The 17,833-nt window shown below is 48.9% G+C and carries 18 protein-coding genes and 1 tRNA gene; 9 read left to right on the forward strand and 10 right to left on the reverse strand.

Annotation, left to right across the window (positions count from 1 at the left end; all coding sequences use genetic code 11):
* Positions 1–42 precede the first annotated feature (42 nt).
* From VN23_RS19505 to VN23_RS19540, 9 genes are all read right to left on the reverse strand, one after another.
* A complete protein-coding gene (locus VN23_RS19505) occupies positions 43–492 on the reverse strand; it encodes a hypothetical protein (protein ID WP_046351951.1) in 450 nt (149 codons plus the stop codon).
* Positions 489–1,205 carry a hypothetical protein gene (locus tag VN23_RS19510; protein ID WP_046351952.1) on the reverse strand — a complete coding sequence of 239 codons (717 nt, stop codon included), beginning with the start codon at positions 1,203–1,205 and terminating at the stop codon, positions 489–491. The genes VN23_RS19505 and VN23_RS19510 overlap by 4 nt, the downstream gene beginning before the upstream one ends.
* Positions 1,202–1,435 (reverse strand): helix-turn-helix transcriptional regulator, encoded by a 234-nt coding sequence (locus tag VN23_RS21620; RefSeq protein ID WP_082752857.1) that lies wholly within the window; start codon positions 1,433–1,435, stop codon positions 1,202–1,204. Before VN23_RS21620 ends, VN23_RS19510 begins: the two co-directional genes overlap by 4 nt.
* 118 nt (positions 1,436–1,553) lie before the next feature.
* Positions 1,554–2,117 carry a hypothetical protein gene (locus tag VN23_RS19515; protein WP_046351953.1) on the reverse strand — a complete coding sequence of 188 codons (564 nt, stop codon included), beginning with the start codon at positions 2,115–2,117 and terminating at the stop codon, positions 1,554–1,556.
* Between the two features lie 96 nt (positions 2,118–2,213).
* Positions 2,214–3,527, reverse strand: a complete 1,314-nt coding sequence (locus tag VN23_RS19520) for a tyrosine-type recombinase/integrase (RefSeq protein WP_046351954.1) — start codon at positions 3,525–3,527, stop codon at positions 2,214–2,216.
* Between the two features lie 173 nt (positions 3,528–3,700).
* Positions 3,701–3,777 (reverse strand) — tRNA-Met (locus VN23_RS19525).
* Between the two features lie 78 nt (positions 3,778–3,855).
* On the reverse strand, positions 3,856–5,184 hold the full coding sequence (locus VN23_RS19530; RefSeq protein WP_052746588.1) for an ATP-binding protein: 1,329 nt from the start codon (positions 5,182–5,184) through the stop codon (positions 3,856–3,858).
* The gene (locus VN23_RS19535) at positions 5,177–5,710 is read right to left on the reverse strand and encodes a heme NO-binding domain-containing protein (RefSeq protein WP_046351955.1); all 534 of its coding nucleotides are present in this window, start codon (positions 5,708–5,710) and stop codon (positions 5,177–5,179) included. The genes VN23_RS19530 and VN23_RS19535 overlap by 8 nt, the downstream gene beginning before the upstream one ends.
* A gap of 48 nt (positions 5,711–5,758) precedes the next feature.
* On the reverse strand, positions 5,759–6,916 hold the full coding sequence (locus tag VN23_RS19540) for a class I SAM-dependent methyltransferase (protein ID WP_046351956.1): 1,158 nt from the start codon (positions 6,914–6,916) through the stop codon (positions 5,759–5,761).
* A gap of 177 nt (positions 6,917–7,093) precedes the next feature.
* On the opposite strand from VN23_RS19540, the gene VN23_RS19545 reads away from it, so the two are divergent.
* The 9 genes from VN23_RS19545 to VN23_RS19585 all read left to right on the forward strand — a co-directional run bounded on the left by VN23_RS19545 (position 7,094) and on the right by VN23_RS19585 (position 16,887).
* Positions 7,094–7,825 (forward strand): pteridine reductase, encoded by a 732-nt coding sequence (locus tag VN23_RS19545; RefSeq protein WP_156455228.1) that lies wholly within the window; start codon positions 7,094–7,096, stop codon positions 7,823–7,825.
* A 275-nt stretch (positions 7,826–8,100) separates the two neighbouring features.
* Entirely contained in the window at positions 8,101–8,649 is a 549-nt protein-coding gene (locus VN23_RS19550; RefSeq protein WP_046351958.1) for a hypothetical protein, read from the forward strand.
* Between the two features lie 203 nt (positions 8,650–8,852).
* The gene (gene ttcA / locus VN23_RS19555) at positions 8,853–9,794 is read left to right on the forward strand and encodes a tRNA 2-thiocytidine(32) synthetase TtcA (protein WP_046351959.1); all 942 of its coding nucleotides are present in this window, start codon (positions 8,853–8,855) and stop codon (positions 9,792–9,794) included.
* Positions 9,791–10,576 carry a fused MFS/spermidine synthase gene (locus VN23_RS19560; RefSeq protein ID WP_082752859.1) on the forward strand — a complete coding sequence of 262 codons (786 nt, stop codon included), beginning with the start codon at positions 9,791–9,793 and terminating at the stop codon, positions 10,574–10,576. Before ttcA ends, VN23_RS19560 begins: the two co-directional genes overlap by 4 nt.
* Positions 10,577–10,674: 98 nt before the next feature.
* Positions 10,675–11,190, forward strand: coding sequence for an RNA pyrophosphohydrolase (locus tag VN23_RS19565; RefSeq protein WP_046351961.1), 516 nt, complete (start codon positions 10,675–10,677; stop codon positions 11,188–11,190).
* A 218-nt stretch (positions 11,191–11,408) separates the two neighbouring features.
* Positions 11,409–12,989 carry a sensor histidine kinase gene (locus VN23_RS19570; protein ID WP_046351962.1) on the forward strand — a complete coding sequence of 527 codons (1,581 nt, stop codon included), beginning with the start codon at positions 11,409–11,411 and terminating at the stop codon, positions 12,987–12,989.
* Positions 12,973–14,322, forward strand: coding sequence for a sigma-54-dependent transcriptional regulator (locus VN23_RS19575; RefSeq protein ID WP_046351963.1), 1,350 nt, complete (start codon positions 12,973–12,975; stop codon positions 14,320–14,322). The genes VN23_RS19570 and VN23_RS19575 overlap by 17 nt, the downstream gene beginning before the upstream one ends.
* Before the next feature lie 58 nt (positions 14,323–14,380).
* The gene (gene ampD, locus VN23_RS19580) at positions 14,381–14,959 is read left to right on the forward strand and encodes a 1,6-anhydro-N-acetylmuramyl-L-alanine amidase AmpD (protein WP_046351964.1); all 579 of its coding nucleotides are present in this window, start codon (positions 14,381–14,383) and stop codon (positions 14,957–14,959) included.
* Between the two features lie 32 nt (positions 14,960–14,991).
* Positions 14,992–16,887, forward strand: a complete 1,896-nt coding sequence (locus VN23_RS19585; RefSeq protein ID WP_046351965.1) for a potassium transporter Kup — start codon at positions 14,992–14,994, stop codon at positions 16,885–16,887.
* 105 nt (positions 16,888–16,992) lie between these two features.
* Here VN23_RS19585 and VN23_RS19590 read toward each other — a convergent pair whose 3' ends face one another.
* Positions 16,993–17,589 carry a 6-pyruvoyl trahydropterin synthase family protein gene (locus VN23_RS19590; RefSeq protein ID WP_046351966.1) on the reverse strand — a complete coding sequence of 199 codons (597 nt, stop codon included), beginning with the start codon at positions 17,587–17,589 and terminating at the stop codon, positions 16,993–16,995.
* Positions 17,590–17,833: the final 244 nt, after the last annotated feature.

Below are 17,833 nucleotides of genomic sequence, written 5' to 3' on the forward strand. Positions count from 1 at the left end.
CTATCGTCTTGCGTTGTGGCAGGCAGAGAAACAAAGAATGGTTTAGTTGTCATTCTGAGTGCCTCCAATAACTTGAATTAATCCAAGGGTAATGAGGGCCAAAGCGATAACAGCAAGCGATGCTTGGCTATAAATAGTAAGCACAACAATCGAAAATGAAACATGGGAAAGTAAGACGCGGCAGAGCTTTGGCATGGTGGATGCACCTATTTCAAGGGAGTTCAATTCCCACCTTTCGACGCCAATCGAAGGAGGTAGGAACGTGGCAGAGTTGGCGTATCGGCGAAATAGTAAACCGACGCTACCGAGGTAGCCCCCACCACGCCCCACCATTGAAGGTGCAACTGTAGTGTGAACGGACGTAAAAAAGCCGCTAGGTAGCGGTTTGTCCGCTATTTCATTCGAGACGCCAATCTCGTCTGCATGATTGAATGCAGCAAGGCCAATATATCGCTGTGTGTGGCACGGGTCAAGCTTTAAGGTATCGCTCATGCGGCTACCTGCTCAATAGAAAGTGCGTAACATTTCCGCCATACATTGGCGTGATACGCCTTCACCGTTCCATAGTTTGCGTCGAATACATCAATCGGAGGTATTTCCAGCTTGATAGCCGTAGCTTTTAGCAAGCGCCAGTTAAAAGATTGCCCGTGATGTAGCAACACCATGCGTTTGACGGTGGCGTATTTTTTGGATTGATCTAGTTCGATCCCTAACTGGTTTGCACGCTTTACCGCTTGGCTGGCCGTGTTCATTGCAGTCGCTTCTCGCCGCGTGCCAATCTCCGCCTTGGTGGCAACGGCCTGATTTACTAATAGCAAAGCGGTCGCTTTCTCTCGCTCTGATTCAAGCAAGGCTGCCAGTGCCCCAATATAGTTACACGGTAACGCAGGGGGTTGCTGTAATTCCAGCTCAGTCATACGGTCAAATACTTTCGCCTGCAATGCATAGCTGTAGCTCATTGCCATTAAGCAGGCTTCACGTTTAGGGAAGTAATAGACCTTTTGTTCTTGCTCTCCACCTTTGCCATTAATGTATTTATTAGCTCCAATGAATTTTGGAGCTAATAATTCCCCCAGCACCTTCGGTACTTTGTCCATAAAGCTATCGTGTCGTAATTCAGCCTCACCCTCGTTGCGGCTGGCGTTGATAAACGATACTAGCTCAATGCTGTTCATGGTTGGAGTGGTCGTAATTAAGGCGCTCATGCCTGCGCCCCTTGTGCAGCCAGCCATTGCCGTACATCTTCTGCACGCCAAGCAGTCACGCGTTCAGATAGCTTAATCGGGCTTGGGAAAGACCCCGCCTTGCATCTTCGCCACAGAGTAGTCGCAGAGAAAGGTACACAAGCGAGTACAGAAGGTTGCCGAACAAAGCCACTTGCTGGCAATGTGCCATAGGTGGATTGAGAAATTTGAGAGTTGATACGCTGTGACATGCTGTGCTTCTTACTGGTTTGAAGCGGCCATATTGGAACAACAATCAAAACAAAAAAACCTCCCTACTAGTAGACGTGGAAGTCTACTAGTAGGCTACCTATTTTATTTCTCCCACAATTAAGGCTGTAACTTCGCTTTTTTACCCCATTGGCGGCACCAATCTTCAATAACTTTTTGGCTGGTCAAGATCTCTGGGAATTTATCAATCATGCATCTTGCAAACTCAGCCTTACTCTTGAACATCGAGGGTTGTTTTATCCAGTCATCCCAGCAGGAATTAACGAATTTTTTAGCGCTTGCAACGGGCGAGTTTTTTGCTTTTTTTAGCCCGCCTTTTGCATTTATATTGTTTTGAATTTCTTTATAAAGTGCCCTTACTTCGTCAAATTCCTCTGAGCGGATTACCTCTGCTAACAAAAACAATGCATCAGGGCTGATTTGAAGTGACTGGATTAAGGGATAAGATTTTTTTTTATTAACTGCGGATTTACTGGCGTAAAACAAAGATAAAGCGAACATTTCGGCAAAATGAAAAGTACCTAGGCTATCAAAATCAATGGCTGCATCTCTGTGATTCTCTTTTGTAATTTCCAGCTCATCTAAGCAATCCTTTGGGGCACATAACAGAAGAAGATCTACGATATCTTTGCCAGTGGGTTTTCTTGTTGAAATTAAATTCATTCCGCCCCCTATAGGCACAACCCCTTGTATTGATTGCCATACCAGCGGGCAAGGGACCCCGTTTTCATCCCGTCGGACTAGGCACGGCAAGCTCTTTTAAGCGACTTTTAGTTTTATGACCTTACCGCTGTGTTCGTTGGTAAAGCCCTCTGGGGTGATGTAATCCCCGGTCTTTAATTCGTCTATATAATCGGCCCACCATTGCAGCATACGTTGGCGCTCTGCTAGGTATTGGGCGTTTCGATTGTAAATACCACGTATCTCGTTGCTGCCTTTGTGACCAATATGGCGCTCTATAGCATCAGAAGTGAATTGCGCAGATTCATTGAGGCTGGATACCATCATGGTTCGGAATCCATGCAGACAAACATCCCGTTCGGTATCGTAACCAAGCTTGCGTAATGTGAGATTGACTGTGTTCTCGCTGATCGGAGTGCCGTGTTTTTGTCCTTGAAAGACAAACAGACTTTGACCATTAATGGCTCGGAGCAACTCCAGTAGTTCTACCGTTTGCCGTGAGAGGTAAATAATACGCTCACGGCTCATTTTTTCGCCCCGCTGAGAAAACTTTACGCCAACTACTGCCTCACGTTCTTCGGGAATTGTCCAAACGCCGGTGCTTAGATCAAACTCTGCCCAGTGTGAGAAACGAAACTCAGATGATCTTGCTCCTGTGAGTAATGCAAAGCGGGTTGCGTATCTGGTTATGAGTGAGCCTTTGTAGTTATGTATGTGCTGCACTAGTTCAGATAATCTGGGTAAAGGTAGGGCGGGATAGTGCTGGGTTTTGCGGGTGGCAACAGCGCCTTGTAGATCTATAGCTGGATTTGAATCAATACGGCCTGTTTGCACGGCGTACCGCATGATTGCTGTCATGTATTGGCGGAGTCGCTTGGCAAGGTCTAATACTCCGCGTGCTACTGCTAATTGCAGTGGGACGAGTAAGTCTCGGGTTTTTAGTGATGTAATCGGGCGCTTGCCAATACTAGGGAATAAATCTGCATTCATACGCTGCATGACTCGGGCTGCGTGATCTTCAGACCAGTTGCTTGAGGCCAGCTCTTTTGCGTGCCACTCCAGAGCTACTGACTTAAATGAGTTGACGGCGGTGAGTATAGCGACCGTGCTTTGTTGCTGCTTGTGCTCCTGAGGGTCAATACCTTGTGCAAGCAATGTCTTGATTTCTTCTCTCATGGTGCGGGCATCGGCCAGACCAACGACAGGATAAGCGCCAAAGGATAGCAAGCCAGCTTTCCCACTTGGCTTTGTATATTTGAGCCGCCATATTTTGCTGCCGTTTTTTTTAATTAGTAGATATAAGCCCCCGCCATCAAACTTAGGATAGTCTTTCTCCCCAGTTTTGGCGTTATTGCACTCGGTACTACTCAGGGGCTTTGTTTGGCGAGCCATTAGTGTACGTTCCAGAGAGGTGATGGGTATATGCCAAACCATATACCTAAACATATACCTAAAACAATGGGACGTAGTGACACTGTATGGCATGGAATAGGCAACAAAAAACCCGCTAAAGCTAGGCTTTATGCGGGTTTTGGGGCTGTATGATACAGCATGAAACGTATTCTTGGTGGCTATGGCGGGACTCGAACCTGCGACCCCAGCATTATGAGTGCTGTGCTCTAACCAACTGAGCTACATAGCCTTAAAGAGGGACGCATTATGGTTTCTTTTATTTTAGCTGTCAACACCCTTTATGAGAATTTGGCGATATTTTGTTATTTTATTTTTTTGTACTTTGCGGTGAGGTGATGGCTCTGCTGATAGCGGCTTGAATTTGTTCAAAATTAAATGGTTTTGCAATGAAATCATCCATGCCTGCTTCAAGGCAGGCAGAGCGATCATCGTTGAGAGAATTTGCGGTGAGGGCAATAATCCATGGCTGGCCGTAGCATTCTGGTTGGGCGCGTATGGCCCGGCAGGCGCTTAGTCCGTCCAGAACGGGCATGGATAAATCCATTAATACAACTGGGAAATGAATAATTTTTAGCATTTGCAGTGCAGCTTCGCCGTTGTCTACCACGGTGGCACGTGCACCGGCTTGCTCAATGCAGCGCTGGGCTACAAATTGGTTGACGGCGTTGTCTTCTGCGATGAGCACATGTAAATCGGGAGGCAGCTGGGTGGGGGCGGTTTTGCCTGGTTGAATTGCTAGAGTGCGATCGCTGCTTTGCAGCGGTAAATGGATTAAAAAAACGCTACCGGATCCGTATTCGCTTGTTAGCTGGATATCGCCCCCCATCAGCTCGATGATGCGCGAGACTATGGCCAGCCCTAGGCCGGTGCCTCCGTACTGGCGGGTGATTGAGCTATCTGCCTGTGAAAAGGGTTTAAATAATGTGGTGAGCTGTTCTTGTTTGATGCCTATGCCGCTATCACTAATTCTAAGCGTTAGCATTTTTTGCGATTGCTCTGCATGGATGGAAACGTAGCCGTGGGTGGTAAATTTTATCGCGTTGCCTAAGAGGTTTTGTAATATCTGCCTCAGGCGCAGCGGGTCGCTTTTAATCCACTGCTCTACATTGCTGTTGATTTCTAATGTGAGTGATAGTTGTTTTTTGCTGGCGATAGGGTGGTAGAGCTTTACGATATCGTGCAGTAATTCTGGCAGGTTAACTGGGGTGGATTCCAGCGTCATTTGGCTGGCTTCTAGCTTGGAGTAATCCAGAATCTCGTTAATGAGTGTTAAAAGGGAATCGCCGCAGCGGGTGAGTGTGGCCAGCATACTGGTCTGGTCTTCGTTAAGCGGGCTGTGTTCCAATAATTGAGCAATGCCCAAAATGCCATTAAGCGGCGTGCGAATTTCGTGGCCCATGATGGCTAAAAAGCTACTTTTCGCCCGCGTGGCGGCCTGGCTGGCCTCAAGGGCGGCTTCAAGCTGCTCTGTTCTTTGTGCAACCCGTGCTTCCAGCTGATCGGCTAGTCGTTGCAAGGCTTGGTTGGCAGTGTAGAGATCTAGGCTTTTGGCTTCGAGCAGCGCTTCGGCCTCTTTGCGGGCCAATCTTTCTCTTTGGTTGCGTTTTTGTAGCCGCTGAAGTTCTTGCTCATCCATGGCGGCTTAATTTAAAAAGATCGTAATCAGCGTGATTTTCTGTGTCTAAAGTAATGGGCTGGCCAAAATAGCGGATACAGCCTGTGAGCAGGCCTTGGGCAAAGTCGCCCATTTTTCGTGGTGAATTGTATTTGAGAGTGAGGGCGTTTGGGCTTAAGCGTTCGGCGCTAAAGTGGGGTAGCTCCGCATCGGGATAAAGCTTCAGCACTTCGGCATGAATAATTTGCTCTATGCCTTGTAAAAAATCTAAAGGGTCTTGTGCATCGATAAAAAACGAGGGGTAGAGCGCTACAAAACGACCAAACAGATGCTCGCCAAAAATCTGTAAGAGCTTAGCGACCGGTAATTGGGATTTCTCACTAAGCGCGTTGACCAGGCTGATGATTTCGCTGTGCTGATAAGTGCCCACCGCCGTATAAATGCCGCCGGATGGCAAATCAGTTTCATCCAGCAACTGATCTGCCATTGCATCGCCCCAGGTTTGCTCAACAAGCTCTAGAAACTCAGTAAAAATAATACCTTTCATGAGGGGCGCTCCGTTGTTGCGTCTCCTTAATATAGGGGCAAATTTTACTTAAAGCTCGCCCGAGCGATCACGGCCGCCTAGGCCCGGTGCGGTTTTGCCTTGCAGCTCTTTGGAGAATGCGATGACTTTAAAAAGCTCGCCCATTTCGGCATTGCTGGTGAGTTTTTGCAGGGCGGTCGACATTCTTAGGTATTCCACGCTGCCGACTTCCATTTGTGCCGCACGGTCCAAAATGCCTGCGTCGATCAGGTAGCTAGCTTGCGAGGTGTAGCTTTCAAGGCTCAGCCCCGCTTGATCGGCAGCATTATAGATAGCCGAAAAATCAATGTGACAGGTGATATCCGTCAGGCCGGGCAAAAAGAAAGGATCGTGAATGCTGTGATGGCGATAATGGCCCATCAGCGTGCCCATGCTGCGCTCCGGGTGATAAAACTCGGAGGCTGGGAAGCCGTAATCAATCAGTAAAATCATGCCAAATTGCAGGCTGGCAGCCAGTGCATTAATAAAGCCCTGAGCTTCCAGCTGAATTTCGGTGGTGTATTGCGGGATATGAGGAAAGGGCTCGCAAGCGACTTCTAGCCGCAGGTCTTCGATGCTGCGGTGTTCAAAAGCCAGATCGCTGCCATTTTCAACCACGCCACATTGCAGCCAGTTATAGCCATCAAAGCGCACTAGCTCGCAGGGCATGGCGTCGAGCACTTCATTGCCAACCATGACGCCTACAAATTGCTTAGGTAGCTCATCCAGCCAGCGGGTCTTGTGTGCCAGGTGTGGTACAAGGGTTTGCAGCGTTTTGCGCTGGCGCTCGCGTAATTCTCCTGATAGCTCCAAAATAAAGTATTCACTGGGCAGGGCATCAAGGCGCTCTAACTCTAGTAAGATTTGTGCGGCAAGCTGCCCAGTGCCTGCGCCAATTTCTAAGACATCACCACCGCATTCTTGCAATGCATGGGCCAGCGTATTGGCGATGCAGGTACCAAAGAGTGGGGATATTTCCGGGGCGGTCACAAAATCGCCCGCACCACCAAATTTGGCCGCACCGCCGCTGTAATAGCCAAGGCCCGGCGTATACAAGGCCAAACGCATATAGTCGGCAAAAGAAATCCAGCCTCCCGATTCTTTAATCTGTTGGCGAATATGTAAGATTAAGGCTTGGCTGGCTTGCAGCGCCTCGTCAGATGGAGTGGGGAGTTGCGGATTAGTCATCGGGGCGGGAAAATCGCGGGCATAAAAACAATATTGTATGGGGCGAGGGAAGAATATGCAGCACAAAGTGGTATTGAATGCCGTTGGAGTGGGAAATAGGGCATGGGGCGGTAGGCTGCACAATGTGGTATTGAGCACCGTTGGAGTGGTGAGTTGGGTATGAAGCAAGGAGAAGGTATGCAAGTAGTCTTGATTACTGGCGGGGCGAAAAGAGTCGGTGCAGGTTTGGCGCGATATTTACACGCCCGTGGCTGGCGGGTGCTGCTGCACTATCGATCTTCCGCTTTTGCCGCACAGCAGCTGGCTGATGAGCTAAACGCCATCCGCCCTGCTTCTGTGGTGCTGGCGCAATTAGATTTGCTCGATACCGCTCGCTTGCCCGAACTGGTCGCTGCTGCAATTGCTGCTTTTGGTCGGCTGGACGCGGTGGTGAACAATGCTTCGTCGTTTTTTCCGACTCCGATTGGCGAATTTAGCGAAATGGCCTGGCTGGATTTACTTGGCTCCAATTTAAAAGCCCCGTTGTTTTTAGCCCAAGCTGCTGCTGCGGAGCTTAAAAAAACGGGCGGAGCGATTATCTCTATCGCCGATATCCACGCGGATCGCCCCTATAAAAATCACACTATTTATACTATTGCCAAAGCGGGCCTTGTGGCGATGACCAAATCTCTTGCCAGAGATCTGGCCCCGGAAGTACGCGTTAACGCCGTCGCCCCCGGCGCAAATATCTGGCCAGAAGGCGAATCTGTGTTTGATGATGCCGAGCGTGAACGCATTATCGATACCATTCCTCTCGCTCGTAACGGCAGCCCCGAAGACCTCGCTCAAGCTATCCACTTCTTGCTAGAAGCGCCTTATTTAACCGGGGTGATCTTGCCGGTGGATGGGGGGAGAAGCGTGGTGTTGTAGAGCCTAAGTGTTTGAAAAACTCAATATGTATTGAAAATAAGCCAAGTTTTGTTAATACAAAACTTGGCTTATTGCGTATATCCATCACATTTCATTACATATAGGTGTCAATTTATATAAATGACATTGGCATGATATAGTTTTTGTGAGTACTGACTTTGCCCGCTCAAAAGGGTGAGCAGCACTTCTGGTTTTGTCGCTTTTTATGGCTGGGCCAGCTCTTGAATATTGTTTTCGCAATATTCTTTACACAAAAATGAAGATGGAGCTTTTTAATGAAACATGCATTTTTAGGTCTAAGTGGCGGCGTATTTGCCGCATTAGTCATTGGTTTGGGTTCAAATAGTGCACATGCAGCATCGTGTGCTGGAGTGGCGGTATGGGGTAATAGTGCTACGTATGTATTGGGAAATAAGGTGACTCAGGCTGGGGCACTTTATGAGGCGAAGTGGTCTACCTTGAATGAAAACCCAGCCCAATCAGGTGAATGGGGCGCATGGAAAAGCTTGGGGGTATGCAGTAACGAGATGCCGCCACCTATGGGGGTCGATCTCATTATGCGGCATGCAGAGCGCACCTTGACTCTAGCGCCGGGTGAGCAGGGTTTTGTAGCAAGTGCGTGTCTGGCTGGCGAGGCGGCGGTGAGTGGTGGCCCAAGCAGCATTCCCGCAGCTCCCCCTGTGATTCTCTATAGCACGATCACATTTGATGGCAATCGCAGTGGCTGGATCGTTGAATACAAAAATACCGGCACAACTCCTGTTACTGTTACGCCGCGAACAAGTGTGACCTGCGCCAAGGGCAGAATCAGTTTGGCGAACTAAGGCTGGGAAGGGGGCGGGCAGAGCGATCGCCGCCCCTTTATAAAATAGATCTATCCGCTGGCACGTCTTGGCGATGAATTTCTCTCTTCATAAATAAAATCCCCGCAATATCTACGGCAATCCGCTCTAATCGGGTAAAATCCGCATTAATTCAAGAATCTACAGCAGGGCGCGATGCGCCCTGCTCTGCATTGGTGCCCCGTATGACTGATTCAACTCTTTCCGAAGCGGAAAAAAAACAGCAGTACAATTTCAACAAGCTCGCTAAACGCTTACGCCATAATGTTGGCGATGCGATCAATCATTTCAATATGATCGAGGAAGGCGATAAGGTGATGGTGTGCCTGTCTGGCGGTAAAGACAGCTATACCATGCTGGATATATTGCTGGGCCTGCAAAAATCTGCGCCGATTAACTTCAGCATTGTTGCGGTTAATTTGGATCAGAAGCAGCCGGGTTTTCCGGAGGAGGTCTTGCCGACGTATTTGGCAGGCATTGGCGTTGATTACCGGATTATCGAGGAAGATACTTATAGCATCGTGACTCGGGTAATCGAAGAAGGCAAAACCACCTGTAGCCTGTGTTCCCGTTTACGCCGTGGCATTTTGTACCGCGTAGCCGAGGAGATTGGTGCGACGAAGATTGCGCTAGGCCATCATCGCGACGATATTCTCAGTACACTATTCTTAAATATGTTTTACGGTGGCAAGCTAAAAGGCATGCCGCCTAAGCTGGTGTCGGATAACGGTAAGCATGTGGTGATTCGCCCGCTGGCTTATTGTAAAGAAAAAGATATTGTTCGCTATGCTGAGGCGCGTGAATTCCCCATTATTCCTTGTAATTTATGTGGCTCTCAGCCGAATTTACAGCGGCAAATTATTGCGGACATGCTGCGCGATTGGGATAAGCGCTTCCCTGGTCGCTTAGAAACGATGTTTACTGCCGTATGCAATGTAGTGCCTTCGCATTTGGCTGATCCTAAACGCTATGACTTTGCCAATATCAAGGCCGACGGTCAGCCACGTGATGATGGTGATAAGGCATTTGATAAGGAAGTCTTTAGCGATCCGGCCCGCATTTCGATTATGGATAGTCGGGACAGCCGCAAGCCGATCCAAGTTGAAGCCGCCTGTGGAGAAGCATGATGCTAGGTAGACGCACTCCCCGCCGTGGTGGCGATGAAATTATGATCGATGTGTCTGAATCGCAAGGTATTCGTAAATTACATTTTGGTGCGGACGATACGCAAAGCGCGATGCGGGTGTCTGATCCCAATGAAATGATTCTTTCCTATTCGCGCTGTATGTTTGGCTATCTTTTATTTACTGAGCTACCTAAAACGGCGCTTTTGATCGGCCTAGGTGGCGGATCGATTGCCAAATGGGTGCATCACAAGCTAGTCGATACTAAGCTGACCTGCGCCGAGCTGCATCCGCAAGTGATTTCGGTGGCGCGCTCCATGTTTTGCCTGCCGCCAGATGATGATCGCTTAGAAGTGTTATGCACAGACGGCGCGGCCTATGTCTACAATATGGCAGAGGATTCAAGCGATCTGATTATGATGGATGCCTACTCTGCCACGGGAATTGCCGAACCCTTAGCCACGGTTGATTTTTTCAACGCTTGCAAGCAAAGGCTGACAAGTAATGGTGTGCTGGCGGTGAATTTATGGGGTGCAGACCGGCGTTTTAATCACTATTTAGAGCGTTTAGGCGAAGTTTTTGAGGGCCGAGTGCTGTGTTTGCCTGCGCGGCAGAAGGGAAATGTGATTGCTTTTGCTTTTCGCTGTGGTCAGAACAATCCGACGTGGGATAAGCTGGCTGAGCGCGCTAAATTACTTGAAACCCAGCTGGGGCTTGAGTTTCCGGAGTTTGTGAGTGATCTTGCAAGGATGAATCCGCACAATGACAGAAAACTATTTATATAAATTCTGCGATTAAGTCGCTGTTTGGGCGCAATACCTGTTTCCAAGCAGGGTAGGATGTGGAAAAATCAGTTAACTAAGCAATTTACGCAGGTAAGGATATGCTCGATCGTGATGGCTATCGGCCTAACGTCGGCATCATCATCATCAACCGGCAAAACCAGGTGTTCTGGGGTAAACGAGTGCGAGAGCATTCGTGGCAGTTTCCGCAAGGCGGCATTAAACAGGGTGAAACACCCGAACAGGCGATGTATCGCGAGCTGATGGAAGAAGTCGGATTAGGCCCTCAGCATGTTGAAATCATTGGCCGCACAAGGGACTGGTTGAAGTACGATGTGCCGACAAACTGGGTTCGCCGCGAATGGCGCGGTACGTACCGAGGGCAGAAGCAAATTTGGTTTTTGCTTCGCCTGACAGGGCACGATTCTGATGTGTGCTTGCGCCGCACTACGCATCCTGAATTTGATGCGTGGCGTTGGACTGAATATTGGTCACCACTGGATTCGGTGATTGAGTTCAAGCGTACGGTGTATGAATCTGCCCTTTTTGAACTGACGCGTTTCTTTGAAGAAGCACCTGAGCGTGTGGTTCGTGCCATGCGTTTTTCAGGCCACTAGCCGCCTGTTGGACTTAGGACTGATCTACTGCAGAAAAGCCGGATTTGGCCATATTTCACGTATTTTTTCGTTAAATAGCCAGTATCCGCCTCAAAAACGCATGAAGTCTGTCTCAAAACGGTCTTTCCTCTACGATCGCCTAAGTCCAACAGGCGGCTAGTGCTACCCAACGCGGGCTAAGGATCTACTCCTAAGCCCGCGTATCTCTCCCCGCTCCCATGTCCAATACCTCCTCCGCTTTTCATACCGAGATGCACTGGCGTTCTTTAGCACTGCTGAATGTTTTTCGCATGCTTTCTAATATCGGCATTTTCTGTAGCGTGCTTTGGCTGGCTTATAAGCCGCTTTCGGATATCAGTACCTGGCATTCTTTTTTGATTCTGGCGGGGGTAGATACCGTACTGGCTTTGTTCTTTGCTTGGGGGATTCGCTACCGTAAGCCCGGTTTTGAAATACAGCTAAGCCTTCAGGTTGCCACGGATGTGTTGTTTATTGTGGGCTTGATGCATTTATTTGGTGGCTTGCGCAGTGGGATTGGCACTTTGCTGCTGCCTTATCTGGCGGCAGCAGGATTAATTTCCCGTGGGCGAATGACGCTATTTCATGCCGCGATGGCGAGTATTGCCTTATTAAGCGAGCAAACCTGGCAGATCTGGCAGGGCAATGCTTCGGCCAGTGATTATTTGCCGCCGGCTCTATTGTGTGTGGCTTCATTTGCGGTGGCATGGCTGGCGCATCGCTTGGCACGCTTTGCACAGGCCAGCGAGGCTTTGGCCGAGCAGCGCGGTGTGGATCTGGCCAATTTGGGTCAGCTTAATCAACGTATTTTACAAGATGTGTCTGATGGGGTATTGGTGGTTGATGCCAGCGGGGTGATTCGTCAGTGCAATGAGCAGGCGATTCGTTTAGCGGGGATGCGGCCAGAAGGTGTGTTGCTGCATGCTATGCCAGTGATTGCTGTGGCACTGGCTCGCTGGCGGGCTAATCCTACAGATAATCCTAATTTGATCACCACCGCATTGACGCGCAAAACGCTAAGGCCGCGGTTTATTTCACTTTCAAATGATTCGCACGGCAATGTGCTGATTTATTTAGAAGACCTAGATAAATTGCGCCGTGAAGCACAGCAATTAAAATTGGCAGCATTGGGACGTTTAACCGCTAATTTGGCGCATGAAATCAGAAATCCTTTGAGTGCAATTACCCATGCCGCCCAGTTATTAGGGGAAGAGGCAGAAGACAATGCTTTGATGAGACGTTTAACCCGCATCATTGATGATAATAGCCAGCGCTTAGAGCGTATGGTGAAGGATGTGTTAGAGCTTAATCGCCGGGATCGTGTACAAATGACGCAGGTTAAACTGGCAGATTGGCTAAGAACATTTATTGAAGAATTCAGCTTGCAAGAAGAAATTCATGTAACGCTGGCGCTTCAGTGCCCGGCCGGTGCAGAGATTCGGTTTGATCCTGGGCATTTACATCAGGTGATGTGGAATTTATCGCGCAATGGCTGGCGTTATTGTGAAAAGAAAGCGGGTAGTCTGAGTTTTACAGTATGGCTTGAAAACGAGCACTGGGTACTTGATGTGCGTAACGATGGGCCCCCAGTGGCAAGCGACGCGCAAACGCAATTGTTTGAGCCCTTTTTTACGACCGAAACCAAGGGGACTGGTTTGGGTTTATATATAGCGCGTGAAATTTGCGCAGCAAATGGCGCAGTTTTGGAATACGTCGCATCTCCACCTCTTGGAACTTGCTTCCGTATTGTCTTTGGATATACCTATGGCCAAAAAATTTAATAAAAATTGTAAGCGTGTGCTGGTGGTGGACGATGAGCCAGATCTTGCTGAGCTACTTGAGCTCACCTTGTTGAAAATGGGCCTAGATGTCGATTGTGCCTACGGGGTGAAAGACGCGTGCACACGGTTGGATAAGGTGTCTTATGATCTTTGTCTGACAGATATGCGCATGCCAGATGGTGAAGGCATAGAAATTATTCAGCATATTCAAAGCAACGGCCTTGATGTGCCCGTGGCCGTGATTACGGCGTATGGCAGTACGGATAATGCAGTGGCGGCACTTAAAGCAGGCGCGTTTGATTACTTAGCCAAACCTGTGGCCTTAGATCAGCTGCGCTCCTTGGTTAAATCTGCTTTGGCGCTCGATGATGCGCCTATGGTAGAGACAAATGATCGTTCTTTGCTGGGCGAATCGGCAGCTATGCAGCATGCCCTGGAGCTGATCGCTAAATTAGCTAAAAGCCAAGCCCCTGTGTATGTGACTGGTGAATCCGGATCGGGTAAAGAGCGCGCTGCCAGGCTGATTCACGCCAGCTCTAGCCGAGCCAAACAGCCTTTTGTGGCTGTGAATTGCGGTGCTATTCCAGAAAACTTAATGGAAAGCGAGTTTTTCGGCCACAAAAAAGGGGCTTTTACCGGCGCAAATGAAGATAGAGATGGGTTTTTTCATGCCGCCAATAGCGGCACCTTGTTTTTAGACGAGGTGGCCGATTTGCCGCTGGCGATGCAGGTTAAGCTGCTCAGGGTGATTCAGGAGCGAAAGGTGCGCAAATTAGGCGCAACCGCAGAGGAAGCCTTGGATGTGCGAATTATCTCTGCCACGCACCAAAGCCTGAGCCAATGCGTGGAAGCGGGGCGCTTTAGGCAGGATTTATACTACCGTCTTAATGTGATCGAGCTGCGGATGCCTGCTTTAAGAGAAATGGGCGGCGATGTGCTGGTGATTGCGCGCCATGTGCTGGCAAGAGTGGCTAAATTAAACGGGCAAAAGCTACCTGATTTTTCTGCGGATGCGCTGACTGCACTGCAGCGTTATGATTTTCCCGGCAATGTCCGTGAGCTGGAAAACGTGCTGGAGCGGGCACTGGCTTTGGCTGATGGCCATGCAATTACGGCGGCAGATTTGCAGCTCAGCATCGCCGATCATGAGGCAGAGGAAGGCCATGATTTGGGTGATAAATTCCCTTTGCAAGATTACTTAGATCGGGTCGAAAAACAGGCGATCTTAGAAGCACTGGAAAAAACGCGTTTTAATCGTACCCAAGCTGCCAAAATACTTGGTCTTACTTTCCGCAGCCTGCGTTACCGCCTAGATCGTTTGGGAATTCAGTAATGTATTTGAAAGCCGCTGCTTTGTTTAAGCGATCGGCGAGTTGATTAGGAATTCAATCATGCAATTTGATGCTCAGGGCTGGTGCCAGCAGGCACGTAGCGTGCCTAGCCCTAATACGGATGCTCGTAGCGAGGGCACGCCGGTTGATATGGTGGTGATTCATAATATTCATCTACCTCCGGGCCAGCCCTTTGGTGGCGATGATATTGAGCGCTTATTTACTAATACCTTGGATATAAATAAACATTCTGAATACGCAGCGCTCTCTCAATTGCGCGTATCGGCGCATTTTTTAATCCGGCGTAATGGTGAATTGTTGCAGTTTGTCCCTTGCTCGCAGCGAGCCTGGCATGCTGGGGTATCAAGCTGGCAGGGCAGGGAGGGCTGTAATGATTTTTCGATTGGTATTGAGCTGGAAGGCTCAGATTTTACCCCATTTGAAGTCATTCAATATGCGGTGCTAAACAACTTGCTTGAGGCTCTGCTCCGTGCTTATCCGATTAAACATTTGCTGGGGCATAGTCAGATTGCACCGGGTCGAAAAACTGATCCCGGCCCTTTTTTTGATTGGGCTTATGTTGCACTGCCACAAGCTTTGTCCGAAAAGTCAGCGGCTTTGCAAAAGCCAGCGTTATAATTCGGCGACCTTCTGTTGAGCTTTAAAAATATATGTCTATTGAATCTTCTTTGGATCGTGATCCAAAAAAAGTAGCCGGTTTGGCGATTGGTGCAATCGGTGTCGTCTATGGCGATATTGGTACCAGCCCGCTCTATACGCTTAAAGAGTGTTTTCACCATGCAGAGCTGAGCTTAACCAGCTTTAATGTGCTGGGTATTTTGTCCCTGATTTTTTGGGGCTTGATGTTGGTGGTTTCTTTAAAATATGTCGTTTTCATTTTGCGTGCAGATAACCGCGGTGAAGGGGGCGTATTATCCTTGATGGCATTAGCGCTGCGCTCAGCTGTGCCAGGGTCACGCAAATACGCCATCATTGTGGGCTTGGGTCTGTTTGGGGCCGCGCTGTTTTATGGCGATAGTATGATTACTCCTGCAGTATCGGTGCTCTCCGCTCTGGAAGGGATTGGGGTGATCTCGCATAAGCTGGATGCCTATATTATTCCCGTTACTATTATCGTGCTGATTGCCCTATTTATGATGCAGGCTAAGGGTACGGCCAGTCTTGGTAAGCTTTTTGGCCCGATTATGGTACTGTGGTTTGTGGTGCTGGGCTCCTTGGGGATTTGGAATATTTTAAAATCCCCTGATGTACTGGCAGCGATGAACCCTAGCCATGCCGTGCATTTCTTTGCTGCGCAGCCGGGTTTGGCGTTTATTTTATTAGGTGCAGTGGTTCTGTCTTTAACCGGGGCAGAGGCGTTGTATGCAGATATGGGCCATTTTGGCCGTCCTGCTATTCGCTATGCTTGGTTTTTATTGGTCTTACCTGCTTTGGTGCTGAATTACTTTGGTCAGGGCGCCTTGCTTTTGCATACACCTGAAGCGATTAAAAACCCCTTCTTTATGATGGCACCGGGCTGGGCTTTAGTGCCGCTGGTGGTGTTGGCGACGTGTGCCACGGTAATCGCTTCTCAGGCTGTGATTTCTGGTGCGTATTCCATGACCAGCTCTGCGGTTCAACTGGGGTTTTGTCCGCGCATGGATATTCAGCACACGTCTGAAAATGAAATCGGCCAGATTTATATCCCGCAAATTAATTGGTTCTTACTGGTATCGGTCATTCTGCTGGTGCTGGCATTCCGCACATCGAGCAATTTAGCGGCAGCTTATGGCTTTGCCGTGACCTGCACCATGGTGATCACTACCTTATTAGCTTTTGTTGTACTGGGGCGCGATGCTTCAGTGGTGAATCGTGTACTGGTTTGGATGGTGTTGTCGTTTTTGCTGGTGATCGATCTAGCGTTTTTCTCTGCCAATTTGCTCAAGTTACACGAAGGCGGCTGGTTCCCCTTAATGATTGGCTTGATCGTATTTGCAATGCTCACAACGTGGAAGTATGGCCGCAAGCTGCTTAGCGAGCGTATGCACGATGGTGAGTTGCCATTGGAAGGTTTTGTAGAGGCCTTAGAAGCCAGCCCACCGCAGCGTGTAGAAGGCACGGCTATATTTATGACGGCCAGCACCGATTCAGTACCGCATGCTTTGCTGCATAACTTAAAGCACAATAAAGTGCTGCACGAGCGTGTTGTCTTTATGACCGTGCTGACCACGGATATTCCCTATGTGGCCGCACGTGAGCGAGTGGTAGTGCGTAAATTAGGCGAGAGTTTCTGCCAGATTATTGCCACTTACGGCTTTAAAGAAGAGCCTAGCGTGCCTGCTATTTTGACTCAGGTAGAGCAATTACAGCCCGAGTTAGAGTTTGATAGCATGCAAACGTCTTACTTCTTATCGAGGGAAACGATCGTCGAGGCTAAGTATCCGGCGATGAGCTGGTGGCGCAGAAATCTGTTTAGCATCATGAGCCGTAATGCGGCCCGAGCGACGAACTTCTTTAAGATTCCACCTAATCGTGTGGTTGAGATGGGGATGCAGGTCGAGATGTAAGCTCGAGTGGCAGGCGTTGCCACTGCTTTGTAAAGTTTGTTAATAATAAAAAAGCGCGGCCCAATGGGTCGCGCTTTTTTTGTTTTCATCTAAACCAGCCGTGGTTTAGATTTCAACTTGCCTTGGCACGGCTGGGTTGCTGAAGCGGCCACCTGCCAATAGCTTTTTATACATATCGGGGTCTTTCCATTCGGCTTGGCATTGCTCTGAAAACACCACATCTTCTAAGCGAATAATGCCCATGCGCTCGTTTACCGCGTCAGCACGGAAAGCTTGCGCGTAGCCGGTATCAGTTTCGTGGGCGATGATTGAGTGGAGCGTGACATCGGCTTCGCCATTGGCCATCACCGTTTGCTGGAGCAGCGCATCGATAATTACAAAAAACATGCGGGCAAATTGCTCGGCTGAAGGCGACACTGGCATGGCAATCCAGCGGGTAGAGAATTGCTTGCATAAGCGGATATATTCCGCGTCGTCCTTATCCCAAAAGCAGACGGCATGATCGAAGGCATCGACCACATCACGAATGGTGCCTTTCATAAGGCCAAAGTCGTACACCATCTGGCCATGATCAAGGGCATTGGCTTCCAAGAGTACTTCAACCCGATAGCTATGGCCGTGAATCGAGCTACGGCAGCGCTCGCTAGAGCAGTTGCGGACGATGTGTGCGTTTTCAAATTTAAATAGTTTACGAATGAGCATAATGAATGGCAGGTCAAAGAGTCAGTTCGGTTTCTATCAGATGCAGCGCAGATCAGCAAGGGATTGATCACAATCTCTTTTTGGATAGATCCACTTCATGGTTTACGGCAAGCCGATTTGGCCATTTAAGTTTGTTGCGTGTAAGTATTTTAATGGTTACTCATGTATCAATATTGCAAAGCCATGCTCGAAAGCGCTGAGAAAGTTTCTTAATGGCTAGTTATAAGGTTAACCCTGTATGGGC

The sequence above is a fragment of the Janthinobacterium sp. B9-8 genome (genome assembly GCF_000969645.2).
Lineage (GTDB): Bacteria > Pseudomonadota > Gammaproteobacteria > Burkholderiales > Chitinibacteraceae > Iodobacter.